Source organism: Streptomyces sp. NPDC048172, assembly GCF_043202595.1.
In the GTDB taxonomy this organism is placed as follows: Bacteria; Actinomycetota; Actinomycetes; order Streptomycetales; family Streptomycetaceae; genus Streptomyces.
Genome location: NZ_JBIDAT010000019.1, coordinates 44,526 through 70,231 on the forward strand (window position 1 = coordinate 44,526; position 25,706 = coordinate 70,231).

General features: G+C 72.8%; 20 protein-coding genes. 14 read left to right on the plus strand and 6 right to left on the minus strand.

All coding sequences use genetic code 11. The features are described 5' to 3' along the window. The first annotated feature begins 309 nt into the window (after positions 1–309). Positions 310–1,392, plus strand: a complete 1,083-nt coding sequence (locus ACGF3A_RS43815) for a sugar phosphate nucleotidyltransferase (RefSeq protein WP_393736979.1) — start codon at positions 310–312, stop codon at positions 1,390–1,392. A 187-nt stretch (positions 1,393–1,579) separates the two neighbouring features. Then, positions 1,580–2,482 carry a DNA-3-methyladenine glycosylase family protein gene (locus tag ACGF3A_RS43820; protein ID WP_393736981.1) on the plus strand — a complete coding sequence of 301 codons (903 nt, stop codon included), beginning with the start codon at positions 1,580–1,582 and terminating at the stop codon, positions 2,480–2,482. A 22-nt stretch (positions 2,483–2,504) separates the two neighbouring features. Here the strand turns inward: ACGF3A_RS43820 and ACGF3A_RS43825 are convergent, their stop codons facing one another. Genes ACGF3A_RS43825 through ACGF3A_RS43835 form a run of 3 tightly spaced genes read right to left on the minus strand, consistent with a single transcriptional unit; the run spans position 2,505 to position 5,375 of the window. Next, positions 2,505–3,869, minus strand: a complete 1,365-nt coding sequence (locus ACGF3A_RS43825; protein ID WP_393736983.1) for a coenzyme F420-0:L-glutamate ligase — start codon at positions 3,867–3,869, stop codon at positions 2,505–2,507. Continuing rightward, positions 3,866–4,834: a 2-phospho-L-lactate transferase gene (gene cofD, locus ACGF3A_RS43830; RefSeq protein ID WP_393736985.1), complete on the minus strand. Its 969-nt coding sequence runs from the start codon at positions 4,832–4,834 to the stop codon at positions 3,866–3,868. Before cofD ends, ACGF3A_RS43825 begins: the two co-directional genes overlap by 4 nt. Before the next feature lie 34 nt (positions 4,835–4,868). Beyond that, on the minus strand, positions 4,869–5,375 hold the full coding sequence (locus ACGF3A_RS43835) for a cysteine dioxygenase (protein ID WP_393736987.1): 507 nt from the start codon (positions 5,373–5,375) through the stop codon (positions 4,869–4,871). Positions 5,376–6,051: 676 nt separating this feature from the next. Between ACGF3A_RS43835 and ACGF3A_RS43840 the strand changes: the two genes are divergently transcribed. The 3 genes from ACGF3A_RS43840 to ACGF3A_RS43850 all read left to right on the plus strand — a co-directional run bounded on the left by ACGF3A_RS43840 (position 6,052) and on the right by ACGF3A_RS43850 (position 11,828). Beyond that, positions 6,052–6,315 (plus strand): WhiB family transcriptional regulator, encoded by a 264-nt coding sequence (locus ACGF3A_RS43840; protein WP_004952403.1) that lies wholly within the window; start codon positions 6,052–6,054, stop codon positions 6,313–6,315. Positions 6,316–6,567: 252 nt separating this feature from the next. Continuing rightward, complete coding sequence (locus tag ACGF3A_RS43845; protein ID WP_393736990.1) at positions 6,568–10,215, plus strand: glycosyltransferase; 3,648 nt, start codon at positions 6,568–6,570, stop codon at positions 10,213–10,215. Next, positions 10,212–11,828: a DUF5719 family protein gene (locus ACGF3A_RS43850; protein WP_393736992.1), complete on the plus strand. Its 1,617-nt coding sequence runs from the start codon at positions 10,212–10,214 to the stop codon at positions 11,826–11,828. The genes ACGF3A_RS43845 and ACGF3A_RS43850 overlap by 4 nt, the downstream gene beginning before the upstream one ends. Positions 11,829–11,900: 72 nt before the next feature. Here the strand turns inward: ACGF3A_RS43850 and ACGF3A_RS43855 are convergent, their stop codons facing one another. After that, entirely contained in the window at positions 11,901–12,350 is a 450-nt protein-coding gene (locus tag ACGF3A_RS43855; protein ID WP_393736994.1) for a metallopeptidase family protein, read from the minus strand. 160 nt (positions 12,351–12,510) lie between these two features. Between ACGF3A_RS43855 and ACGF3A_RS43860 the strand changes: the two genes are divergently transcribed. From ACGF3A_RS43860 to ACGF3A_RS43885, 6 genes are all read left to right on the plus strand, one after another. After that, complete coding sequence (locus tag ACGF3A_RS43860; protein ID WP_393736996.1) at positions 12,511–12,954, plus strand: DUF3499 domain-containing protein; 444 nt, start codon at positions 12,511–12,513, stop codon at positions 12,952–12,954. A gap of 155 nt (positions 12,955–13,109) precedes the next feature. Further along, entirely contained in the window at positions 13,110–14,471 is a 1,362-nt protein-coding gene (locus tag ACGF3A_RS43865) for a phosphomannomutase/phosphoglucomutase (RefSeq protein ID WP_393736998.1), read from the plus strand. A gap of 181 nt (positions 14,472–14,652) precedes the next feature. Next, positions 14,653–14,823 (plus strand): Trm112 family protein, encoded by a 171-nt coding sequence (locus ACGF3A_RS43870; protein ID WP_393737000.1) that lies wholly within the window; start codon positions 14,653–14,655, stop codon positions 14,821–14,823. A gap of 87 nt (positions 14,824–14,910) precedes the next feature. After that, entirely contained in the window at positions 14,911–16,173 is a 1,263-nt protein-coding gene (locus ACGF3A_RS43875) for an SIS domain-containing protein (protein WP_393737002.1), read from the plus strand. A gap of 108 nt (positions 16,174–16,281) precedes the next feature. Next, complete coding sequence (gene manA / locus ACGF3A_RS43880; protein ID WP_393737004.1) at positions 16,282–17,490, plus strand: mannose-6-phosphate isomerase, class I; 1,209 nt, start codon at positions 16,282–16,284, stop codon at positions 17,488–17,490. 39 nt (positions 17,491–17,529) lie between these two features. Beyond that, a complete protein-coding gene (locus tag ACGF3A_RS43885; RefSeq protein ID WP_393737006.1) occupies positions 17,530–18,444 on the plus strand; it encodes a cation diffusion facilitator family transporter in 915 nt (304 codons plus the stop codon). Between the two features lie 76 nt (positions 18,445–18,520). On the opposite strand, the gene ACGF3A_RS43890 is transcribed toward ACGF3A_RS43885, so the two are convergent. Beyond that, the gene (locus ACGF3A_RS43890; protein WP_393737008.1) at positions 18,521–20,695 is read right to left on the minus strand and encodes a fructose-specific PTS transporter subunit EIIC; all 2,175 of its coding nucleotides are present in this window, start codon (positions 20,693–20,695) and stop codon (positions 18,521–18,523) included. 448 nt (positions 20,696–21,143) lie between these two features. Here ACGF3A_RS43890 and ahcY point away from each other — a divergent pair, with 448 nt between their 5' ends. Both ahcY and ACGF3A_RS43900 read left to right on the plus strand, forming a co-directional pair. Next, the gene (gene ahcY, locus ACGF3A_RS43895) at positions 21,144–22,601 is read left to right on the plus strand and encodes an adenosylhomocysteinase (RefSeq protein WP_393737010.1); all 1,458 of its coding nucleotides are present in this window, start codon (positions 21,144–21,146) and stop codon (positions 22,599–22,601) included. A gap of 162 nt (positions 22,602–22,763) precedes the next feature. After that, positions 22,764–23,378: a hypothetical protein gene (locus tag ACGF3A_RS43900; protein WP_393737012.1), complete on the plus strand. Its 615-nt coding sequence runs from the start codon at positions 22,764–22,766 to the stop codon at positions 23,376–23,378. 10 nt (positions 23,379–23,388) lie between these two features. Here ACGF3A_RS43900 and ACGF3A_RS43905 read toward each other — a convergent pair whose 3' ends face one another. After that, the gene (locus ACGF3A_RS43905; RefSeq protein WP_393737014.1) at positions 23,389–24,306 is read right to left on the minus strand and encodes an RDD family protein; all 918 of its coding nucleotides are present in this window, start codon (positions 24,304–24,306) and stop codon (positions 23,389–23,391) included. Positions 24,307–24,398: 92 nt separating this feature from the next. Between ACGF3A_RS43905 and ACGF3A_RS43910 the strand changes: the two genes are divergently transcribed. Beyond that, on the plus strand, positions 24,399–25,406 hold the full coding sequence (locus ACGF3A_RS43910) for a stage II sporulation protein M (protein WP_393737016.1): 1,008 nt from the start codon (positions 24,399–24,401) through the stop codon (positions 25,404–25,406). The last annotated feature ends 300 nt before the right edge of the window (positions 25,407–25,706 follow it).

Sequence of the window (25,706 nt, forward strand, 5' to 3'; positions counted from 1 at the left end):
TCGAACGCCGGGCGGTCGTGGTGCCAGGGGGCGTCCGTGGAGCGGGGGGCCGCGGGGGGGGCCCCCCCCCCCCGCCCCCGGGGGGGGGGGGGGGGGGGGGGGGGGGGGGGGGGGGGGGGGGGGGGCGGGGGGGCCCCCCCCCCCCCCCCCCCGCGGAGGGGGCCCCGCGGAGACCTGCCGGCTCCGTGCGGGGCCCGTCGGTGAGGCCGATCGGGGTGTGGGTGGACGGCGATGGACGTCTGCATACACTGGCCGCCGCCATCCCGACGGGCTGGCTGGCTGGACCCCGGCAGGAAGCAGAGACGACAGGTGACAGAAGCGATCCTTCTGGTCGGGGGCAAGGGCACCCGGCTCCGTCCACTGACAGTGAACACACCGAAGCCCATGGTCCCCGCGGCAGGTGTGCCCTTCCTCACCCACCAGCTGGCACGGGCCCGTGCCGCAGGGGTCGACCACGTGGTCATGGCGACCTCGTACCTCGCCGAGGTCTTCGAGCCCTACTTCGGTGACGGCTCCCAGCTCGGCCTGCATCTGGAGTACGTGACGGAGGAGGAGCCCCTCGGTACGGGCGGCGCCATCCGGAACGTCGCCTCCCGCCTCCACTCGCGCCCCGACGAGCCAGTCCTGATCTTCAACGGGGACATCCTCTCGGGCCTCGACATCCGCGCCCTCGTCTCCGAGCACGAGGCGGCGGGCGCGGACGTCTCGCTCCATCTGACCCGGGTCACCGATCCGCGCGCCTTCGGGCTGGTCCCGACGGACGGCTCGGGCCGGGTGACGGCGTTCCTGGAGAAGCCGCAGACGCCCGAGGAGATCGTCACCGACCAGATCAACGCGGGCGCGTACGTCTTCAACCGCTCCGTGATCGACACGATCCCCGCGGGCCGCCCCGTCTCCGTCGAGCGCGAGACGTTCCCCGGGCTGCTCGCCGCCGGGGCGCATCTGCACGGCATGGTCGACTCCACGTACTGGCTCGACCTCGGCACCCCGCAGTCCTTCGTCCGCGGCTCCGCCGACCTCGTCCTGGGCCGCGCCCCCTCGCCCGCCGTGCCGGGCCGGTGCGGGGAGCGGCTGATCCTGGAGACGGCCGAGGTCGCCGACGACGCCAAGCTGACCGGGGGCTCGGTCGCGGGCGCGCGCGCCGCCGTCGGCTCCGGCGCCCGGATCGACGGCAGCGCGCTGCTGGACGGCGCCGTGGTCGCGCCCGGCGCCCGTATCCGCGACTCGCTGGTCGGCGCGGGCGCCCGTATCGGCGCCCACACGGTGCTCGACGGCGCGGTCATCGGCGACGGCGCGGTCATCGGCGAGGGCAACGAACTGCGCGGCGGCATACGGGTCTGGTGCGACGCCCGCATCCCGGCGGGCGCGGTCCGCTTCTCGTCCGACCAGTGACGCAGAACGACGCAAGAGGCCCCCGGACCGCTCGCGGCCCGGGGGCCCGGGCCGTGTCCGGCGGATCATGGCTGCCCCCATCTCAGGGCTGAGCAGGGGCGCGGGGAACTGCGCGAGCAACCGACCTGCCCAGTAGCCACGTCAGGGGGCACCCACGATCCGCCGCACACGGCCTAGTCTTGCCCGGGTGTCCCTCACCCGCACCTGGATCCCACCGGGCCCGTACGACCTCGGCAGCAACCTGCGCGTGCTGCAGCGCGGCCCGTACGACCCGACGTACCGCCGGGAGAGCAGTGCGGTCTGGCGGGGCACCCGCACCCCGGACGGACCGGCGGCGCTGCGGCTGTGCGCGGTGTCCGGCGCGGTACGGGGCGAGGCGTGGGGCCCCGGCGCCGCGTGGGTGCTCGACGGGCTGCCCGCGCTGCTCGGCGCCGAGGACGAGCCGGCGGAGTTCGTCCCGCACCACGCGCTCACGCGCGAGGCGCAGCGCCGCAACCCCGGGCTGCGGCTGATCCGTACGGGGCGCGTCCTGGAGTCGCTGATCCCCTCGGTCCTGGAGCAGAAGATCACCACCGAGGAGGCGTACCGCGCGTGGCGCCGTCTCGTGCGCGGCTTCGGCGAGCGCGCGCCGGGCCCGCACCCCGATCTGTGGGTGATGCCCGCGCCGCGGGACTGGCTCCGCGTCCCGTCCTGGGAGTGGCACCGCGCGGGCGTCGACCAGAAGCGCTCCGCCGCGATCCTCCGCGCCGTCCAGCGCGCGAGCCGTATGGAGGAGGCCGCGCACATGACGCTCGACGCCGCGCTGGCCCGCCTCCAGGCGATCCCCGGCATCGGCCCCTGGACGGCGGCCGAGGCCCTCCAGCGCAGCAACGGCGCCCCGGACGCCGTCACGGTCGGCGATCTGCACCTGCCGCGCATCGTCACGTACGCGCTCACGGGCGAGCGGAACGGGGACGACGCGCGGATGCTGGAGCTGCTCGCCCCCTACGAGGGCCAGCGCCACCGCGCCTCCCGGCTGATCAACACGACGGGCCGGGTCCCGCCGCGCCGCGAGCCGAAGCGCGAGATCGGGAACATCGCCCCGCTCTGAGCCGGGCGCTCTCCTGCCGCTCCTACCTGACGGTCACGAACGCGGAGGCGTCGCGCGGCGGCCTGGCCTTCGGCGCGCCCGCAGGGCGGCCGACGGCCACGGCGCCCATCGGGTCCCAGTCGCCGGGCAGCCCGAGCACGTCCCGTACGACGTCCCGGCAGAACATCGTCGAGGACACCCACGCCGAGCCCAGCCGCTCCCCGGCGAGCGCGACGAGGAAGTTCTGGATGCCCGCGCCGTTGGCGACGACGAACATCTCCCGCTCGGCACCGGCCCGCCGCGCGTCCGGATAGTCGTGCGAACCGTCCATGACGAGGCAGGGCACCACGAGGTACGGCGCGTTCCGCAGCACGTCGCCGCGGCGCACCCGCTTGGCGATGCTCTCCTCGCTCCTGCCGTCCCGCCGCAGGTCCGCGATCCACTGCTCCCGCATCGCGTCGAGCAGCCGCGTCCGCGACTCCTCGCTCTCCAGCAGCACGAACCGCCACGGCGTCGTGTGGTGCGGCGCGGGCGCCGTGACGGCCGCGGCGACGGCCCGCCGCACGGCGTCCCCGTCGACCGGGTCGTCCGTGAACTCCCGTACGGTCCGGCGCTGCGTCACCGCCTCCCGTACGGCCTCCGAGGTGCCGAGCCGGAACATGTCGTTCGCCGCGTCCCGGACCAGGGCCCGCGCGGAGATCTCCGGATCCCCGTCGAGATGCCGCGCCAGGCCGCGTACGACGGCGACGGGCCGTCCGGCGGCCTTGCCCTTCACCAGCTCGCCCGCGGCGGCCAGTTCGTCCCCGACCGCGGTGACGGTGACGCCGAGCGGATTGCCGAACGAGTCCACGCCGCCGCGCAGGTCCTCCAGCACCCGCACCCCGGCCGCGCCGATGGCGACGTCGGTCTGCCCCTCGCGCCAGGGCCGCCCGAAGGTGTCCGTGACGACGACGCCGACGTCGACGCCGAGCGCGTCCGCGAGGCCCTCGCGGATCCGCCGGGCCGACAGGTCCGGGTCCTCGGGCAGCAGCAGCACCGTGCCCGCGGGGGTGTTCGAGGCGTCGACGCCCGCCGCCGCCATCACGAAGCCGTGCCGGGACTCCACGATCCGCGCGGGCCCGCGCCGGGCCACCACGCGCACGCTCTCGGCGTCGATCGCGCCCTCACGGTCCTCGGCCTGGAGGACGCGGCCCTCGGCCTTGCTGACGATCTTCGAGGTCACGATCAGCACGTCGCCGTCGGCGATGCCGGGCACGTCCGGTGCCCCCGCGGCGTTCACGACGAGCTTCACCAGGTCGTCGCCGGGCCGCACCTCGGGGATGCCGGGCAGCGCCCATACCCGGAACTCGGGGTTCGCGGGGCCGGGGGCCGTGGAGCCGGGGTTCGCGGAGTCAGGGGTCGTGCTCACGCCCGTACCTCCTCGGCGAGGTCCAGCGCCTGCCGCGCCATCTCGGCGGTCGCCTCGGTGCCGGTCATCATCAGCGGCACGGCCCGGCAGCGGATCCCCGCCTCCTCGACGGAGCGCACGGAGTCCGCGTCCACCGTGTCCACGAGCCAGCCGTCGAGCAGCCCCGAGCCGTAGTGCTGGGCGACCGCGGCGGCCGTCGTCTCGACGCCGACGGCGGCGAGCACCTTGTCGGCCATGCCGCGCACCGGCGCGTCACCGACGACGGGGGAGAGGCCGACGACCGGCACCCCCGCCTCCGCGATGGCCTCCCGGATGCCGGGCACGGCGAGGATGGTGCCGACGCTGACGACCGGGTTGGACGGCGGGAAGAGGATGACGTCGGCCTCGGCGATGGCCTCCAGCACGCCGGGCCCCGGCTTGGCGGCGTCCGCGCCGACCGGAACCACCGCGTGCGCGTCGACGGAGGCGCGCAGCCGCACCCAGTACTCCTGGAAGTGCACGGCCTTGCGCCCCTCGGGCGCCTCGGGAGCGTCGATGAGGACGTGCGTCTCGACCCGGTCGTCCGTCATCGGCAGCAGCCGTACGCCCGGCTGCCAGCGGGTGCAGAGCGCCTCGGTGACCGCGCTGAGCGGATAGCCCGCGCCGATCATCTGCGTACGGACGATGTGGGTAGCGAAGTCGCGGTCGCCGAGCCCGAACCACTCGGGCCCGACCCCGTACGCCGCCAACTCCTCCTTCACCACGAAGGTCTCGTCGGCGCGGCCCCAGCCCTGCTCCTCGTGGATCCCGCCCCCGAGCGTGTACATGAGGGTGTCGAGGTCGGGGCAGACCTTCAGCCCGAACAGATGGATGTCGTCGCCCGTGTTCCCGATGACGGTGATCTCCGCGTCGGGCGCGGCGGACTTGAGCCCCCGGATGAAGCGGGCACCGCCGATGCCCCCGGCCAGAACCACAATGCGCTGCATGACCGACAGTCTCGCAGCCGGAGACCGCGCGCCGTCACCTGGCCACGGGATCGGCCTCGGCGTCCCGCGCCGCGGCCGGGCCCACCGAGCAGTGCATCGGCATCTCGGTCAGACCCGGGAAGTAGACGTGCACGCTCACGGCCGGTTCCAGACCGGCATTGACCACTTCGTGCACATAGCCGGGTGCGAACACCCGTGTGGTGCCGGTGGGGAGCGTGCGGCGCGCGTCCCGTGAACGCTCGGTCAATTCCCCGTCGAGCACGGCGAAGACGCCGGAGGAGGGGCCATGGTCGTGGACGCCGCTGCCCTGCCCGGGCAGCCAGCTGAGCAGCCAGACCTCGTACCCGGGCCCGGTGCGCAGCCGGTGGTACCAGCGCACCGTCGGGTCGTAGCGCACGAGCGGTTCCCAGCTCGCGCGGTCGGCGGCGATCGAACGGATGAGCCCGGCGAAGCCCGCGACCGTGGAGGGGTGCGCGGCGGGGGCCGGGAGGAGATGCGGGACGGCGAGGAGGTCGCCGGCGATTTCAACGTCGCTGTTCACGTACGTGAGCGCTTCCGGGAGAGGAACGGGCGGGCTGACTGTGGCTCGGTGACGCCGGGTGAGGAGACGGAGCGGACTGCTCAACGACTCAACAACAGCGACAGCTACAGCAGCGGCAACAGCGCTCGGTGACGTCCGAGAAGCGGCACAGGGTGCCCCCGGCAGTCCGCGCGCGGGGGAGCCCGCGGCGGGCCGTGCGGATCTCAGAGGTCACTGACATACGAACAAGAAGAACGGCCCGGGTGCCCCGCTGTCAACCGGATGTCGGGTTTGAGCGTAATGTTTCACCGCATCCGGTTGCCGACGGCGGCGAAAGGTTTGTGCTGTCGCGCACGGGAGAAATGGCGCAGCAGCGGCGCACGTAAACGTCGTTGTGCTTCTGTGATCGGACCGTGACCCAGGTCGCCTCCGCGCGCGGACCCGACGACGCCGCAGGTCACCACCGCTCCCTCCGGAGAGGGTCGGCCCGGTTGCCGTCCGTGCGCGGCTGTCGTGGTTTGTGGTGATTTGAACACTTACTGCGAAGGTTTGGTTCCGCCGAGTGAATAACGGGCTCAATAGCAGATCTCGGCTTGACTGGCCCGGATCGGCGCACTTGTAATTTCACCCGTGTCGTTCAAGTGAGTTCGATAACGACGGCATCACGGGGACGTAAAGACGGACGAGGGGCGCGCACATGACCGAGCTGTTCCAACAACTGCTGGTCGAAGAGGCGGACGAAGAGCTCGGCTGGCAGGAGCGCGCCCTGTGCGCGCAGACCGATCCCGAGTCGTTCTTCCCCGAGAAGGGTGGTTCCACGCGCGAGGCGAAAAAGGTCTGCCTTGCCTGTGAAGTCCGGTCGGAATGCCTCGAATACGCCCTGGCGAACGACGAACGTTTCGGTATTTGGGGCGGTCTGTCCGAGCGTGAACGCCGCCGTCTGAAGAAAGCCGCTGTGTGACGTAGCAGCGTGACATCGCGGTCACGGGCCCCTTGCCCGGACCAGCGGGGACAGTTGTACGGAGGCGCGGGACGGGCGGCGACGAGCCGTTAGTGTGGGGCCGGTCAAAAGCGCGGGGCCCCATTTCGGGGCGTGCGCGCACCGCAGTCCGACGCAGTCCGATACAGCTTCTTCCGAGGGCTCTCCGGGGGCTTGGCAGCCTCGTGCGGCCTCGCCGCTGGGCCCCCGCAGCCGGGGAGGGCCCCTACCTCGATGTCCGTGCACAGCCCTGCGGCGTCCACCTACGGGTCGGCAACCGCCCCCGAGTTCCCACGGCACGTGGTCACCGCCGTGCTCGTCTCCCACGACGGCGCCCGCTGGCTCCCCGAGGCGCTCGCCGGACTGCTCGGCCAGGACCGCCCGGTGCAGAACGTCCTCGCGGCCGACACCGGCAGCGCCGACGACTCCGCCCGGCTCGTCACCGAGTCCCTCGGGCCCGAACGCGTGCTCCACCTCGCCCGCCGTACCGGCTTCGGCGCGGCCGTCGAGGAAGCCGTCAGGACGGCACCGGTCCTCACCCCCGACGACCTCCCCTATCTCAAGCGGCCCAGCGGCTGGGACCCCGTCAGCCGCACCTGGCGCGACGACGCCTACGACATGCCCGAACTGCCGCACGGCGAACCCGTGCAGTGGCTCTGGCTCCTCCACGACGACTGCGCGCCCGAGGCCGACGCGCTGACGCACCTGCTGCGCGTCGTCGACGCCGATCCCACCGTCTCCGTCGTGGGCCCCAAGCTGCGCGGCTGGTACGACCGCAGGCAGCTCCTCGAAGCGGGCGTCTCCCTCGCCAACAGCGGGCGCCGCTGGACCGGCGTCGAGCGGCGCGAGCAGGACCAGGGCCAGCACGACCAGGTGCGCCCCGTCCTCTCCGTCTCCTCCGCCGGGATGCTCGTCCGGCGCGACGTCTTCGAACAGCTCGGCGGATTCGACCGGCGGCTGCCCCTGATGCGCGACGACGTCGACCTGTGCTGGCGCGCCCAGTCGGCGGGCCACCGGGTGCTCGTCGTCCCCGACGCGGTCATGCGGCACGCGGAGGCGTCCTCCCGCGAGCGCCGCCCCGTCGACTGCGTCGGCCGCGCCCGCGGCGGCGCCAGCCCGCATCGCGTCGACAAGGCGGGCGCCGTTTACACGCTGCTCGCCAACGCCCCGGCCGCCAAGCTCCCCTGGGTGCTGCTGCGGCTCGTCCTCGGCACCCTGCTGCGCGTCCTCGCCTACCTGGTCGGCAAGGTTCCCCGGCAGGCCCTCGACGAACTCACCGGACTGACCGGGACGCTGCTGCGCGCCGGACAGATCGCCGGAGCCAGACGGCGGCGCGGCAGACCCGCCGTCGCCCACAGCGACCTGCGGCCCCTCTTCCCGCCGCCCGGCGCGACCCTGCGCGCCACCGCCGAACAGGTCGCCAGCAACTTCGGCGGCCGTTCCGAGCCCGAGCTCTCCTCCGGCGGACGGCACGGCGCCGTCGAGTCCGGACCCGGCGACGAGGACGCGGACTATCTGGAGGTCGAGCAGTTCGCGCGGCTCAAGAGGCTCGCGCGCAAGCCGGGACCCGTCCTCTTCGCGGTCCTCCTCCTCGTCTCCCTCGTCGCCTGCCGCGAGCTCCTCGGCGGCGGCTCCCTGGCGGGCGGCGCGCTGCTGCCCGCGCCCGACGCCGTCTCCGACCTGTGGGCGCGCTACCTGGACGGCTGGCACACCGTCGGCACGGGCGGCACCCAGTCGGCGCCCCCGTACCTCGCGGTCGTCGCCACCTTCGCCACCCTCCTGTTCGGCAGCACCGGCCTCGCGCTCACGCTGCTGCTCGTGTGCTCCGTGCCGCTCGCCGGGCTCACCGCGTACTTCGCCTCCAGGCCGCTCGTCGAGTCCCGCCTGGTGCGCGCCTGGGCGAGCGTCGCGTACGCGTTCCTGCCCGCCGCCACGGGCGCGCTCGCGGGCGGCCGTATCGGCACCGCCGTGCTCGCGATCCTGCTCCCGCTCCTCGCCCGCGCCGCCGTCTCGGCGGGCGGGCTGCGCGGCCGGACGAGCTGGCGCGCCGCATGGGCGTACGCGCTGCTGCTGACCCTCGCCACCGCCTTCACGCCCGTCGTCTGGCCGATCGCGCTGGTGCTCGCCGTCGCGCTCGTCGCCCTGTGCCCGTTCACCGGGCAGTCGTACGGCGGGACCGCCGCACGGTCCGCGATCGCGCTGGCCACGCCGATGGTGCTGCTCGCGCCCTGGTCGGTCACGCTGCTGACCTCGCCCGAGGACTTCCTCAAGGAGGTCGGGCTCACCTACGGCACCGGGTCCGCCTCCGCGCTCGACCTCGTCACCCTCTCGCCGGGCGGCCCCGGCACCCCCGGCGGGCTGCTGCTCGTCGGCCTCGTGCTCGCCGGGCTGGCCGCGCTGCTGCGCGCCGAACGGCGGCTCGCGATCCTGGCGGCCTGGACGGCCGCGCTGGTGGCCCTGCTCTTCGCCGCGCTCTCCAACGGCTCCACCTGGGCCGGTCCCGCCACCCTCGGCTACGGGCTCGCGCTGCTGAGCGCGGCGGCGCTCGGGGCCGACGGCGCGAAGGACCGGGTGGCCGCGCAGAGCTTCGGCTGGAAGCAGCCGGTCGCGGCGCTGGTCGCCGCCGCGGCCGTCGCCGCGCCCCTCATCGCCGCCGTCGGCTGGATGATCGGCGGCGCCGACGGCCCGCTCTCGCGCCGCGACCCCGTCCAGGTGCCCGCCTTCGTCGCCGAGGAGAGCGGCACCCGGGACCAGGCCCGCACCCTCGTCCTCGCCGGGGACAGCGGCGGCGCCGACGGCGTCTCGTACACGCTCGTACGCGGCTCGGGCGCCCGCATGGGCGACGCCGACCTCGCGGCGGCGGGCGAGGCCGACGACCGGCTCGGGGGCGTCGTGGCGAACCTCGTCGCGGGCTCGGGCGCCGACCAGACCAGCCAGCTCGGCGGCTACGCCGTGCGCTACGTGCTCGTACGGGACGGCGCCCCGCGCGAGATGCGCCGGGTCCTGGACGCGACCCCCGGCCTCACCCGGCTCAGCCAGGAGGACGGCAGCGCCCTGTGGCGCGTCGACCGGCAGGTGTCCCGGGTCTCGATCGTGCCGGGCGGCCAGGAGAACGGCGCCGCCGGTGCCGTCACGGCCCCCGTCGCCGTCGCCGCCGGGCCCGTCGAGGCGCACGCCGAGGTGCCGACCGGCCCGTCCGGACGGGTGCTCCGCGTCGCCGACTCGGCGGACAGCGGCTGGCGGGCCACGCTGGACGGCACGCCTCTTAAGAGCGTGACCGTCGACGGATGGGCGCAGGGTTTCGAACTGCCCACCGGGGGCGGCCGTCTGGACCTCACCTACGAGACGCCGTTCACGCACACCGTGTGGACATGGGCGCAGGGTTTCCTCGCCCTGGTCGTCCTCGTCCTCGCCCTCCCCGGCCGCCGCAGGGACGTCGACGACGACCTGCCGGACAGCCCGCCCGCCGTGCCGGAGCAGCCCGTGCCGGGCGACGGCCGCAGGGCCCGCAGGCTGCGCGCGGCGGCGGCCGCCGAGGGCGCGGAGGGCATGGAGGGCATGGAGGGCGCCGGGGGAGGGTCCGTCCCGGGGCAGCAGGTGCCGGAGCCTCCGGCCCCGCCGCAGGCCCCACCGCCCCCGCCGGCTCCTCCCGGCCAGGCGCCGGAACAGCCGCCGTACGACCCCGGTTACGCGCAGCCGTACGAGGGCCCGTACGAGGACCCGTACGCGCAGCAGTACGCGCAGCAGTACGGGCAGCAGCCGTATGTTCCTCCGCAGCAGCCGTCCTACGACGACTGGCAGAACCAGCAGAACCAGCAGCAGTACGCCGATCCGTACGGGTACGGCGGCACGCACTACGGCAGTGACGGGAGCCAGCAGTGAACCGCAGCCTCTACGGCTTCGCCGGTGCCGTCGTCGCGCTCGCCGCCGTGGCGGGAGTGGCCGCCGTCGCAGCCCCCGGGGACGACGACGCCACGGACGCCACGTCCGCCGCGTCGGCCCAGCGCAAGCCGGTCGAACGCTCGACCCTGGTGTGCGCCAAACCGTCCGCCTCCGACGTGGCGGAGACCACCTGGACCGCCTTCGTCCCCAAGGGCGCTCCCGGCAAGAAGGGCAGCGCCGAACTCCGTCCGGCCGAACTCGCGGACCCGGACGGCGGTACGGGCGGTACGGACGACGGGAACGGCAAGGGCAAGGGCGAGAAGGACGGCAAGGACGGCAAGGGCAAGAAACGCGACAAGGGACGCTCGGAAGACGCGGCGAAGAAGCGCTCCAAGGACGACGACAAACCCGTCGTCCCCCTGAGCGCCCCGGGCACCCCGGTGACGTCCACGGCCGACAGTTCGGAGGCACCCGCGCTGACGGGCTCGGCGGACGGCCGTTTCGCCCCCGGCTGGACCGTTCAGCAGACGACCACCGTGAGCGCCGGAGCGGGCCGGGGGCTGCAGGGCGCGTCCTGCACGACCCCGGACACCACCTTCTGGTTCCCCGCCGTCAGCACGGCCAAGGAGCGGCAGGACTATGTCCATCTGACCAACCCGGACAGCACCAGCGCCGTCGTCGACCTGGAGATGCACGGGAAGGGCGGCAAGGAGAAGGCCCCTTCGGGCGCGGGGGAGGGCATCACCGTGCCGCCCCGTTCGACCGTCCCCGTGCTGCTCTCGACGCTCACGGCCGAACCGGTCACCAACGCGGCCCTCCATGTCGTCGCCCGCAACGGACGGGTGGGCGCCCAGGTGAACGCGGCCGACGAGAAGCTGGGCGGCGACTGGATCGCCCCCGCGGGCGACCCCGGGCCCCGCGCGGTCCTTCCCGGCATCCCGGGCGACGCGACGTCCGTACGGCTCGTCGCGTTCACCCCCGGCGGCAAGGACGCCGACCTGAAGGTCCGGCTGGCGGGCCCCACGGGCGAGATCAGCCCCGCCGGTCACGAGACGCTCCATGTGAAGGCGGGCATGACCACCGCGGTCGACCTGAAGGAGCTCACCAAGGGCGACCCCGGCTCGCTCGTCCTCTCCCCGGCGGAGGACAAGGCCGAAGCGCCGCCCGTCGTCGCCGCGGTGCGGGTCACGCGCGGCAAGGGCGCGCGTCAGGAGACGGCGTTCATCCCGTCGACCCCGGCGGTCGAGAAGAGGGCGACGGTCGCGGAGAACGGCGCGCGCGGCACGGAGCTGGCCCTGACCGCGACGGACAAGGACGCGAAGATCAAGGTGACGTCCTCGGCGGGCAGCGGGGGCGGCTCTCCCAAGAGCACCACCGTCACGGTCAAGGCGCACACCACCAAGTCCCTCGCCCCGCCCCGCCCCCAGGGCGGAAAGGGCACCTACGCGGTGACCGTCGAACGCCTCTCAGGAGGCCCCGTGCACGCGTCCCGCACGCTCACCCGCAAGCAGGACGGCATCCCGGCGTTCACCGTGCAGACCCTCCCCGACGACCGCAGCACCGTCGTGGTCCCGGACGCGGCGGAGGACCTCTCCGTACTGACCGAGGACTGAGACGGGAACGGATACGCGTACCGGTACGCGTACCGATACGCGTACCGATACGAGATCCGGTACGCGGGCGGTTCAGTCCTGCCCGTAGCGCGGGTCGACCGACTCCGGGGCGAGCCCCAGCAGTTCGGCGACCTGCTCGACCACGACCTCGTGCACCAGGAGGGCGCGCTCGTCGCGGGTGCGGGTACGGATCTCGACCGGGCGGCGGTAGACGACGACACGGTCCGGGCGGTCACCCTTGCCCTCGGTGACCCTGCCGAGCGGAACCGCGTCGTCGCCCTCCGTGAGCTCGCCGTTGTCCGTACGGGGCACTTCCTGCACCGCGAACTCGACGCTCGCGAGCTGCGGCCAGTGCCGCTCCAGGCGGCCGACGGAGTCGCGTACGAGATCGTCGAACGCCTCCGCCCTGCTGACGGCCAGGGGGACTTGGGGCGGCGCCACGGGGCCGCGCATGCCGCGGCCGTGCCGGTCTCGGCTGCGCGGCCGCGGGTCGGACCGGTGCGACGGTACGGGGCTGTTCATCACGTCCGAGCGTAGCCCTCCGGACGCTTCCCACGGTGCTCACGCGGCGCCCGCGGGGCACTCGCGCGGCGGAATCGGGGCTCCTCGGCCCGTCCTCCGCGTCTTTCAGCAGAACGGGCGTAACAGACGAACCAGGACGACACGGCCGGGTGACGCGGGGGTGAGTCGTCGCAGCCCGCTCAAGAGTGCGGTACGGTCCAACGTCGTGAGCCCTGTACGTCGCTGTTCGCGCACCGCTTGCGGTCGTCCCGCCGTCGCGACGCTGACGTACGTCTACGCGGACTCGACGGCCGTTCTCGGCCCCCTCGCGACCTATGCCGAGCCGCACTGTTACGACCTGTGCGCCGAGCATTCGGAGCGGCTGACGGCCCCGCGCGGCTGGGAGGTCGTCCGGCTCGCCATCGACGCGGCCTCGGCCCGCCCCAGCGGCGACGATCTCGAAGCTCTCGCCAACGCGGTCCGGGAGGCGGCCCGTACGCCCCGGCAGGAGCGCCCCGCGTCCTCCCAGCCGGACGCGCTCGGCGGCCCCGACGGGCGCGACGCCGACCCGATGGAGGTCGCCCGGCGCGGCCACCTGCGGGTGCTGCGCTCGCCGGAGTCCTAGGAGTTCACGCGCCGGGGCGCCCGCGCCGGTGCCGTCGGTCACGTCCCTGTTCCGGCGGCTGTTCCGCCCGATCTCACCCCGTCTCACCCGCCCGGGTAGATTTGGTCGCCTGTTGACCACCCCATCCGTTGAGGACCCCCAGGAGAGGGCTGACCGTGGCTGATCTGTCGGAGCTCGTGAAGGCGTACGACGTGCGAGGGGTGGTGCCGGACCAGTGGGACGAGGCGCTCGCCGAGCTGTTCGGTGCCGCCTTCGTCCAGGTGACCGGCGCCGACGCCATCGTCGTCGGGCATGACATGCGCCCCTCCTCACCCGGGCTCACGCGCGCCTTCGGGCGGGGAGCCACCGGCCAGGGCGCGGACGTGACGGAGATCGGGCTCTGCTCGACCGACCAGCTCTACTTCGCCAGCGGCGAACTGGACCTGCCCGGTGCCATGTTCACCGCCAGTCACAACCCGGCGCGCTACAACGGCATCAAGATGTGCCGCGCGGGCGCGGCCCCCGTCGGCCAGGACACCGGCCTGAGCGAGATCCGCGCCCTGGTCGAGCGGTGGTCCGAGGAGGGCGGCGCGCCCCGTACGGACAAGCCCGAAGGGACCCTCACCCAGCGGGACATGCTCGCCGACTACGCGGCCTACCTGCGCTCCCTGGTCGACCTGGCCACGATCCGGCCCCTGAAGGTCGTCGTGGACGCGGGCAACGGGATGGGCGGCCACACCGTGCCGACCGTCTTCGAGGGGCTGCCCCTCGAACTGGACGCGCTCTACTTCGAGCTGGACGGCACGTTCCCCAACCACGAGGCCAACCCGCTCGACCCGAAGAACATCGTCGACCTCCAGAGCCGCGTGCGCGAGACGGGCGCCGACCTCGGGCTGGCCTTCGACGGGGACGCGGACCGCTGCTTCGTCGTCGACGAGAAGGGCGACCCCGTCTCCCCGTCGGCGATCACCGCGCTGGTCGCCTCGCGCGAGCTGGCCAAGGTGCCGGGCTCGACCGTCATCCACAACCTGATCACCTCCTGGTCCGTCCCGGAGGTCGTCAGGGAGAACGGCGGCACCCCCGTCCGTACGCGCGTGGGGCACTCCTTCATCAAGGAGGAGATGGCCAAGACCGGCGCGATCTTCGGCGGCGAGCACTCCGCGCACTACTACTTCCGCGACTTCTGGAACGCCGACACGGGCATGCTCGCCGCCATGCACGTGCTGGCCGCGCTCGGCGAGCAGGACGGGACGCTCTCCGAGCTGGTCGCGCGCTACGACCGGTACGCCGCCTCCGGCGAGATCAACAGCACCGTCGACGACCAGGCGGGCCGCCTCGCCGCCGTCAAGGAGACCTACGCGGCCCGTGAGGACGCCGAGCTGGACGAGCTGGACGGCCTGACCGTCACCGGGCCCGACTGGTGGTTCAACCTGCGCCCGTCCAACACCGAGCCCCTGCTGCGCCTGAACATCGAGGCACGCGACGCCGACACGGTCGCCCGTCTCCGCGACGAGGTGCTCGCCCTGGTCAGGGCCTGACGGACCCGATCGGTCGGGGCCCGGCGCGGCGGTCCGTACGCGGCCCGTACGCGGCCCGTACGCGGTCCGTGTCCGGCCTGTCGCGGGCCGGTCCGGCGTGCCCCGTCCGGGCGTACGCCGGGCCGGGCCCAGCGGTACCCTGACCGCACAGTCAGCAGCACCTCGCCCCTGGAGGGAACACATGCCGCTCGAAGCCGGTCTCCTGGAGATCCTCGCCTGCCCGGCGTGCCACGCGCCGCTGCGCGAGGAGGGCGAGGAGCTGATCTGCACCGGCGACGCGTGCGGTCTCGTCTACCCGGTGCGCGACGGCATCCCGGTCCTGCTCGTGGACGAGGCCAGCCGCCCCGCCTGACGCCGGACCGCCCGGCGCCCGGCACGTTCCGACGCCACACCCACCGGCGCCGCCCACCGCCCGGCGGCCGAACGGAGGCCACGGAAGATGCTCGACGAGTCACTCCTCGACGCCCCGGAGGAGCTGGCACGCGCCGACGCGCACGGCCTGCTCCGCGGCGCGGCGGAGGCGGGGGCACGCGTCCGTACGGGGCTGCGGTACGCCATGGAGGCGGGGCTCACCCGGCTCCAGCCCGACGGGCGCCCGCGCGGCGTCCTCGTCGCGGGCCCCGGGCCCACCACGGCCTGCGTCTCGGAGACGCTCGCGGCGCTCAGCAACGGCTCCGTGCCGGTGACCCTCCTGCGCCCCACGGGGCGCCAAGCGGCCCCCGGCGCCCTCCGCTGGTCCCTCCCCGGCTGGGCGGGCCCCCTCGACCTGGTGCTGCTGGTCACCTCCGACGGCGCCGAGCCCGGCCTCGCCGCCCTGGTCGACCAGGCGTACCGGCGCGGCTGCACCGTCGTCGCCGTCGCCCCGGGCCAGGCCCCGCTCGCCGACGCGATCGGTGAGACGCGCGGCCTCGCCGTCCCCCTCGCGCCGGGCCCGTACGCGCGCTACGAGACGCCGGAGGCCCCGCGGCCGTCCGACCTCCCGCCGCCGCCCGAGGCCGCGGCGGTCCCCGTAGCGCCCCTGACGGCCCCGGAGACGGCCGGGGAGGGCTCGGGGCCCCGGCTCCCCGCCGGACCGCCTCCCGTGGCGCCAGGGACGCTCTGGGCGCTGCTCACGCCCCTCCTGCTGCTCCTCGACCGGCTCGGTCTGGTCCAGGCCGGGGCGTCCGACCTGGAGTCGCTGGCCGACCGGCTCGACGAGGTCGCCGAGCGGTGCGGCCCCGCCATCGCCCCGTACAGCAACCCGGGCAAGACCCTCGCCGCCGAGCTGGCGGGCGCGCTGCCGCTGCTGTGGAGCGAGGGCGGCGTCGCGGACGTCGCCGCGCGCCACTGGGCGGCCGCCTTCGCCGCGCTGCCCGGCAAGCCCGCGCTCACCGCCGGGCTCCCGGAGGCCATGACGGCCCACGGGGCGCTGCTCGCGGGCGGCTTCGCCGCCGCCTCCGACCCGGACGACTTCTTCCGCGACCGCGTGGAGGAGCCCGAGGCCCTGCACGCCCGCGTGGTGCTCCTCCGCGAGGCCGCGCCCGCGGGGGACTCCGCCACGGTCGCCGCGCGCGACATGGCGTACGCGAACGACACCCCGCTCAGCGAGCTGGAGCCCGCCGAGGGCAGCAGTCCCCTGGAGGCGGCGGCCGAACTGATCGCCACCGCCGATTTCGCGGCCGTTTACCTCACGCTCGCCGACAGCGACTCCCCTTGGGCGTGACCGTACGGTCCGCACCGACCCTTCAGCCCCTCACCTTCACCGCGGACAGCCCGTCACCGCAGGACGGGACGACCCGTCACCACAGGACGACAGGAAACGCACACCACCATGGACCGCCTGGAGAACACCGTCCGGCCCTACGCCTGGGGTTCCACCACCGCACTGCCCGAACTGCTCGGCACGCCCCCCACGGGTGAGCCCCAGGCCGAGCTGTGGATGGGCGCCCATCCCGGCGCCCCGTCCCGCGTCGAGCGCGCCGCGGGCAGCACGTCGCTCCTGGCGGCCGTCTCGGCCGACCCGGAGGGCGAGCTGGGGGAGCGGACCGTACGCGCCTTCGGCCCCCGGCTGCCCTTCCTGCTGAAGCTCCTCGCCGCCGCGTCCCCGCTCTCGCTCCAGGTGCACCCGGACCTCACGCAGGCCGCCGAGGGGTACGCGGACGAGGAGGCGCGCGACGTCCCCCTGGACGCGCCGTACCGCAACTACAAGGACACCAACCACAAGCCCGAACTCATCTGCGCGCTCACCCCCTTCGACGGCCTGTGCGGCTTCCGCGCGGCCGACGACGCGGCGGCGCTGCTGGACGGGCTGGACGTGGGCGGGCTCAAGCCGTACGTCGACGCCCTGCACGCCCGCCCGGAGGGTGACGCCCTGCGCGAGGTCCTGTCGGCCGTACTGACCGCCGACAGGGACGAGATGGCGGAGACGGTCGCCGAGGCCGCGGCCGCTGCCGAACGGCTCGCGACCGAGAACCCCGCCGGGCCGCGCGCCGGGGAGTACGCCGTCTACGCGGACATCGCCCGGCACTACCCCGGCGACCCGGGCGTCATCGCCGCCATGCTCCTCAACTACGTGCATCTGCGGCCGGGGGAGGCACTCTTCCTCGGCGCCGGCGTCCCGCACGCCTACCTCGACGGCCTCGGCGTCGAGATCATGGCCAACTCCGACAACGTGCTGCGCTGCGGATTGACCCCCAAGCACGTCGACGTCCCCGAACTGCTCCGCATCGTCCGTTTCGAACCGACAGAACCGGCCATCCTGCGCCCGGAGGCCGACGCCGACGGGGAGGAGCTGTACGAGACCCCCGTCGACGAGTTCCGGCTCTCCCGCCACGTGCTCGCCCAGGGGGCCGGATCGCGCTCCCTGGACGGCGGCGTGCCCCAGATCCTGCTGTGCACGGCGGGTCAGGTCGTGCTGCGCGATACGGACAATGGCACCGAACTCACACTCGATCGAGGCCAGTCCGCGTTCGTTCCGGCGGACGAGCGGGTCCACGTCTCCGGTGCAGGTACGCTCTTTCGCGCCACAGTGGCCGTCTGACGGAACGGCCGCCCCACCGGAGAAAGGGACGCGCGACTCGTGAGTGCATCAGGCGGAACGAAGGCGATCGTCGCCGCGCTGGGTGCGAACCTGGCCATCGCGGTTGCCAAGTTCGTCGCCGCGGGGTTCAGCGGCTCGGCCTCGATGCTGGCGGAGGGCGTCCACTCGCTCGCCGACTCCGGCAATCAGGGGCTGCTGCTGCTCGGCGGCAAGAAGGCCAAGAAGGAGGCGAGCGAGGAGCACCCCTTCGGCTACGGCCGCGAGCGCTACATCTACGGCTTCCTGGTCTCCATCGTCCTCTTCACCATCGGCGGCGTCTTCGCGCTGTACGAGGGCTACGAGAAGATCAAGCACCCTCACGCGGTGGAGCACTGGTACTGGCCGGTCGGCGTGCTGGTCTTCGCCATCATCGCGGAGTCCTTCTCGTTCCGTACGGCCATCAAAGAGTCCAACGAGGTCCGCGGCTCGCTGAGCTGGGGCCAGTTCGTACGGCGGGCCAAGGCACCGGAGCTGCCCGTCGTCCTCCTGGAGGACCTGGGCGCGCTCGTCGGCCTCGTGCTGGCCCTCGGCGGCGTCGGGCTCGCGCTCCTCACCGGGGACGGCGTCTGGGACGGCGTCGGCACCATGTGCATCGGCGTGCTCCTGGTCGTCATCGCGATCGTCCTCGCGGCCGAGACGAAGTCGCTGCTCCTGGGCGAGTCCGCCGACCCCTCGGAACGCGAGAAGATCCGCGAGGCCCTCGTCGACGGCGAGACCGTCACGAGCGTCATCCACATGCGCACCCTCCACCTCGGCCCGGAGGAGCTGCTGGTGGCGGCGAAGGTGGCCGTGGCCCACGACGGCACGGCCACGGAGATCGCCGGTGCCATCGACGCGGCGGAAGAGCGCATCCGCGCGGCCGTACCGATCGCCCGTGCCATCTATCTGGAGCCGGACATACTGCGCGAGCGCTAGGGACTGAACGGCCGTGCCTCGCACCATTTCCGAATGGTGCGAGGCACGGCCGTTCAACTTCGGTTGACAGACCTGGCTACTGGATCTCGCCCAGGATCGTCATCATCGCGTCCCTGTCCGGGGCGTCCATGAGACGCTGCCGGAAACCGGCGTCCATCAGCTTCCTGGACAGCAGGGCGAGGATCCGCAGATGCTCGTCCCCTGCCGCCGCCTCCGGTACGGAGATCATGAACACCAGCTTGGCCTTCGTCCCGTCCAGCGCGCCCCATTCGATGCCCTCGGGCGCACGGGCGAAGCCGACGACAGGAGCGCTGACCGCGTCCGTCTTGGCGTGCGGAATGGCGCTCTCCTCGCCCAGTCCGGTCGTGCCCTGCTCCTCCCGCGCGAGCGCCGCCCGTACGAGCGCGTCGCTGTCGGTCACCTTGCCGGTACGGGCGAGAAGTTCGGCCATTTCGCGCACGGCCGCCTCCTTGTCCCCGGCGGAGAGCCGCTCCTTGACGGTCTGCTCGGTCAGATAGCCGGAGAGAACCTCGGGGGCGGCTGGGGCGGCTGGGGCGGCTGGGGCGGCTGGGGCGGCAGGAGCGGCCGCACCGGTCGTGCCGGAGGGGGAGGCGTCCTCGGTCTTGGTGAGAGACGCTCCGCCGCCCGCCGTGGCGAGCGCGGGCTCGCGAACAGGAGCGGGCGACGGAGTCGGGGCCCCGGCTCCGGTCCCGGTCCCGGTGTCCTTCGGCGCGCCCTTGCTGCCCTTGCCCAGCGACATCAGCGCGATGGTCGCCATGCCGGTGACGGCCGTACCGATGACGATCGCGACGAAGAACATCGCGACCCCGTCGACCGCGCCCAGCACCGCGACGATCGGCCCGCCGTGCGGGACGTTGTCGCCGACGGACGCGATGCCCGCGACGGCACCGGCGACGGCGCCGCCCAGCATGTTCGCGGGGATGACGCGTGCGGGACGGGCGGCCGCGAAGGGGATGGCGCCCTCCGTGATGCCGAAGAAGCCCATGAACAGGGCCGCGTACCCGGTCTCGCGCTCCTGCGCGTCGAAGAGGCGGCGGCGCAGCAGCGTGGCCAGCCCCTGCCCGAGCGGCGGCACGGGAATGGCCGCCGCGACCATGCCCATGACCTCGGGGTTCTTCGAGACGAGCCCGGCACCGAAGAGGAACGCGGTCTTGTTGACCGGCCCGCCCATGTCGAAGGCGACCATCAGCCCGAGGACGATCCCGAGCAGGGCGGCGCTGGCGCCCGTCATGTCGCCCAGGAAGCTCGTCAGGTTCTCGAAGACCCAGGAGATCGGGCGGCCGATGACGTAGATGAAGAAGAGCCCGAGCACCGACGTCGACACGATCGGGATCACGATGATCGGCATGATCGGCCGGACGAACGCGGGGACCTTGACCTTCTTGATCCACTGGACCAGATAGCCCGCGAGGAAGCCCGTGACGATGGCCCCGATGAACCCTGCGCCGGACTTCGAGTCGTACAGCTCACCGGTGTTGGCGATCCAGCCGCCGATCATGCCGGGCACGAGCGCGGGGCGGTCGCCGATCGCGTAGGCGATGTAGCCGGAGAGGACCGGCACCATGAGCGTGAAGCCGATGGTCCCGATGTCGTTGACGTGCTTCCAGAAGCTGCCGTCCGGGATCACCAGGCCGCCGTCGGCCTGCGGGTCGCCGCCCAGCGCGAGCGAGACGGCGATCAGCAGCCCGCCGACGACCACGAACGGGATCATGTACGAGACGCCGTTCATCAGCGCCTTGTAGCCGATGCTCCGCTCCTTGCCCTTGGCGCCCGCGGGCCCGCCCGGGCCCCCGCCACCGCCGCCCGGCCCGGCACCGCCACCGGCACCACCACCGGCACCGGCCTTCTCGGGCGCCGCGGCGCCGCCCTGGTGCACGGGCGCCTCCCGCACCCGGTCGATCAGCCCGTCGGGGTCGCTGATGCCCTCCGAGACACCGACCATCAGGAGCCTCTTGCCTTCGAAACGGCTCCGGTCGACGTCCTTGTCGGCGGCGATGATCACGCCGTCGGCAGCTTCGACATCGTTGTCAGAGAAGACGTTTTCAGCCCCGATCGAGCCTTGGGTCTCCACCTTCATCGCGATGCCGCGCGCCTCGGCGGCCTGGGTGAGCTTCTCGGCGGCCATGTACGTGTGGGCGATGCCCGTGGGGCACGCCGTCACGGCGAGCAGCCTCAGGCCCGGCTCGGCCGCCTGCCCCGCCCCGTCGCGGGGTTCGGCAGAACTGGTCACGTGGATCTCCTTGCTCGGCCAGCTTCATTGGGGGGTGTGTGATGCGTGTGGGGTGTTCGCATGCCCTGCGAGCCCTGGTGAATCCTGCACGCGCAAGGACAACGCAGGGACAACCGGCCGCGCGAGCTGGCACGCAAGCGGCCGAAAACTGCCCCAGTCTCGCCCTTGCGGCGAGACGAAGCAATCCGCTCGACTGGACGGGCGGTGTAGATTCGTAGAGCCAGACGTCGCTGCTGATGGCGGTCGGGCGGTCCGCCCCGCGGGCCACCGAGGGAGAGAGGGCCTCCGACGGACTGAGCTGCGAGCAAGGGACGAGTGTGTCCGGAGACGCTGAACGCGCTGTGCGTACGGCCTGCTGCGCGTAAGGCTCCCTTCCGGCCGCACCCGCTCCTCACGCCGTAGCACGGACCAAGCCAGCCATATACCTCGACATCGAGGAGCAGCTCGTATGACGACCTCCACGACCGGCCAGGACTTCAAGGTCGCGGACCTCTCTCTGGCGACCTTCGGGCGCAAGGAGATCAAGCTCGCCGAGCATGAGATGCCCGGCCTCATGGCGATCCGCGAGGAGTACGCCAAGGAACAGCCCCTGGCGGGCGCCCGTGTGACCGGCTCTCTGCACATGACCGTGCAGACGGCCGTGCTCATCGAGACCCTCGTCGCCCTGGGCGCCGAGGTCCGCTGGGCCTCCTGCAACATCTTCTCGACCCAGGACCACGCCGCCGCGGCCATCGCCGTCGGCCCCGACGGCACCCCCGAGAACCCCAAGGGCATCCCGGTCTTCGCCTGGAAGGGCGAGACCCTGGAGGAGTACTGGTGGTGCACGGAGCAGGCGCTGACCTGGCCGAACACGCCCACCGGCGGCCCGAACATGATCCTCGACGACGGCGGTGACGCCACCCTCCTCGTCCACAAGGGCGTCGAGTACGAGAAGGCCGGCAAGGCCCCCTCGGTCGACAGCGCGGAGAACGACGAGCACCGCGTCATCCTGGAGGTGCTCAACCGCACGATCGCCGAGAGCCCCCAGAAGTGGACGCAGCTCGCCTCCGAGATCCGCGGCGTGACCGAGGAGACCACCACCGGCGTCCACCGCCTCTACGAGATGCAGCAGGCGGGCTCGCTGCTCTTCCCGGCGATGAACGTGAACGACGCCGTCACCAAGTCGAAGTTCGACAACAAGTACGGCTGCCGCCACTCCCTCGTCGACGGCATCAACCGCGCCACGGACGTGCTCATCGGCGGCAAGACCGCCCTCATCTGCGGCTACGGCGACGTCGGCAAGGGCTGTGCCGAGTCCCTGCGCGGCCAGGGCGCCCGCGTGCTGGTCACCGAGATCGACCCGATCTGCGCGCTCCAGGCGGCCATGGACGGCTACCAGGTCGTGACCCTGGACGACGTCGTCGGCCAGGTCGACATCTTCGTCACCACGACCGGCAACAAGGACATCATCATGGCCTCGGACATGGCCAAGATGAAGCACCAGGCGATCGTCGGCAACATCGGCCACTTCGACAACGAGATCGACATGGCCGGTCTCGCCGCCATCCCGGGCATCGTCAAGGACGAGGTCAAGCCCCAGGTCCACACCTGGACCTTCAAGGACGGCAAGACGATCATCGTGCTCTCCGAGGGCCGCCTGCTGAACCTGGGCAACGCGACCGGACACCCGTCCTTCGTGATGTCCAACAGCTTCGCGGACCAGACGATCGCCCAGATCGAGCTGTTCACCAAGCCGGAGTCGTACCCGACCGACGTCTACGTGCTCCCGAAGCACCTCGACGAGAAGGTCGCCCGCCTCCACCTCGACGCGCTCGGCGCCAAGCTGACCACGCTCCGCAAGGAGCAGGCCGACTACATCGGCGTCCCGGTCGAGGGTCCCTACAAGCCGGACCACTACCGCTACTGATCGCCTGACGCTCAGGCGTCCGGACGTTCAGCAGCAGGTCCCAGGCCCCCGCTCCGGCGGGGGTCTGCCCGTACCCCCGAAACCGCCCGCGCCCTCACCGCACGAACCACGCACCTCGAACCACGCGCCACGAACCTCGAACCACGGACCCTGACGACGACCATGCCCCGCGGCCGATATTCGCTCCACGATCCGCACGACCACACCCCCCTCGGTGAAGAGCACTTCCAGTGCGCCCCCGGTCCCTCCGGCTGGCGCTACGTCTCCAGGATCACCACCCCCTCCGGCGCTGACGCGGGCTCCGTCGACCTGACCCTCGACGACAGGGGCCGTCCCCTCAGACTCGAACTCCGCGCCGCCAGCTGGCAGGTCCGTGGCGCGGCGCTGAACGGCGTCACCTGGGTCCGCACCGATCCCACCGGGGAGCACGCCCAGGAGGGCAACGCCGCCGCTCACGCCTTCACCGGCGCGTCCCCCGCCTTCCTCGTCGCGACGGCCCGTCTGCTGCGCCCGGCCCCCGGAAGCCCGGCCACCCGCGTACGGCTCGTCGCCTTCACACCCCCCGTCCTCGCCCCCCGGACCCTCGACCAGTCCTGGGCGATGCTCGGAAGCGAATCACACGCCACTGACAGTGGCCCCCTGATCGTGGAGAACTACCAGGTCAACGACCTGGAGACGGGCGACCAGCACCAGGTCCACCTCGCCGGCGACGTGGTCCTCGCGGCCCCCGGCATCGAGCTGGAAGACCTCGAATCCCCACCGTCGGCCTTCACCTGACGCGCCGGAGTCACGAGGGCGGCACGAACCCCGTACGCCGAGCCGGCTCCACCACCGGGACCTCCTCAGGCGCGGACGCCCCCTCCTCCGACGGCACCCCAGGCCGTACGGGCGCCACGCCACCCGCCCAAGCACCGTCGGTCCCCGGACCCTCCCCGGCCGCCTCACGCTCACCAGGCTCCTCCGGCAGCACACGCCGCGCGTCCCGCGCCTGCCGCTCCGCGACGACCCCCGCCAGATAGACCGCGGCGGGCATCCCCTCCGGTGCCGGAACGCCCGTCCACGCCACCACGTCGTCGCCGAGCCGCTCCGCCATGGACCGCCCCACGGCCTCGTCCAGCTGCTCCGCCCGCATCAGGTACTGCCGTACGGCCAGCCACAGGCCGTCCGGCACACGCGACAGATCGAGCCCCTCGAACCGCCCCGCCACCCCCTCAGGAGGCAGCGGCACGGCGGACGCCCGCGCCGTGGGCACCCTCTCCCGTACGACCAGAGCCCCCGCGAAGACGTCCCCCAGCCGCCGCCCGCGCGAGGAGACCAGCGAGGCGATGCACGCGATGACGCCGAAGGAGAGCTGGATCTCGACCACGCCCACCGCACCGCGCACGAGCGCGTGCCGGAAACGGATCGGCCCCCCGTCGTCCCGTACGACCCGCAGCCCCGCCACCAGCTTCCCCAGCGAACGCCCACCGCTGAGCGTCTCCACCGCGATGGGCACCCCCACCAGCACCAGCAGGAAGAGGCCCACCTGGACGGCCGCGAGCGCGGCGTCGTCCAGGGACGCCGTGGCCACGAGGAGCGCCATGGTCACGATCAAATAGACGGCCCAAGCCAGCGCCAGATCGATGGCGACGGCCAGCGCCCGGCTGGGCAGCCGCGCGGGACGCAGCCCGAGCACGACCGCATCCCCTGTGACCAGCTCGTTCACCAGCGCACCCACCCTCCCTGGACCCACGTCCCGCCCCTGCGGACCGCCTTACAGCCTGCCTTCCACCCACGCCCGTCTGCCAAGCTCTCCCCATGGACCTGGATGTCTTCATCGCGGCCCACCAAGCCGAATGGGACCGCCTCGAAGAACTGCTCCGCCGCAGGCGCCGCCTCACCGGCGACGAGGCGGACGAACTGGTGACCCTCTACCAACGCACCGCCACCCACCTCTCCCAGGTCCAGTCGAGCGCCCCCGACCCGACACTGACGGCCCACCTCACGAACCTGGTCGCCCGTGCCCGCAGCGCAGTCACCGGCGCACGCACGGCCTCCTGGAAGGATGCCGCGCGGTTCTTCACCACGGGCTTCCCGGCCGCCGTCTACCGCGCCCGCCACTGGTGGGTCCCCACCGCCCTGCTGTCCGTCGTCGTCACGGCCCTCTTCGCCTGGTGGGTCGGCACCCACCCGGACGTACGCGCCTCGATCGCGGCCCCTGAAGAGCTCCGCGAAATGACGCGCCCGGGCGGCCAGTACGAGAGCTACTACTCCAGCAACCCCGCGACGTCCTTCGCCGCCCAGGTCTGGACGAACAACGCCCAGGCAGCGGCCATCTGCCTGGTTTTCGGCGTCCTCCTGGGCATCCCTGTCCTCTGGGTGCTCTTCCAGAACGTGCTCAACCTGGGCGTCGGCCTGGGCCTCATGGACTCGGCAGGACGGCTCGACACCTTCCTCGGCCTCCTCCTCCCGCACGGCCTCCTGGAGCTCACCGCCGTCTTCGTCGCCGCCGGTACGGGCCTGCGCCTCGGCTGGACGGTCATCGACCCGGGCCCCCGCACACGACAGGCGGCCCTGGCGGAAGAGGGCCGCTCCGCCCTCGGCATGGCCATCGGCCTCGCGGCCGTCCTCTTCGTCTCCGGCGTCATCGAAGGCTTCGTCACCCCCTCCGGCCTGCCCACCTGGACCCGGATCCTCATCGGCGTCGTCGCCGAGCTGGCATTCCTCGCGTACGTCTATGTCGTCGGCCGCCGAGCCGCCGAAGCAGGCGAAACCGGCGACATAGCCGCGACGGACCGCCCCACGGCCGTCCCCACAGCCGCGTGATGTGCGGAGACCCCCGCCGACCTGCTACTGTCTCGTCCGCCCCAGAAAACTTCGTTGACACGGAGTTTGGTGGGCAGTAGATTCGAACGGTTGCCCCGAGTTGGACGAACTCGATCGCAACGGCTAGTATCTCACTCGCTTCGAAACGAAAATTTCCATTCCAGGGAATTTCGAAAAGAAGCACCCCGATCTTCTACCGGATTGAATCTGATAGAGTCGGAGACACACCGAAGGGAAGCGCCCGGAGGAAACCCGAGAGGGAATCCGAAGGAAGCGTCCGTTCCTTGAGAACTCAACAGC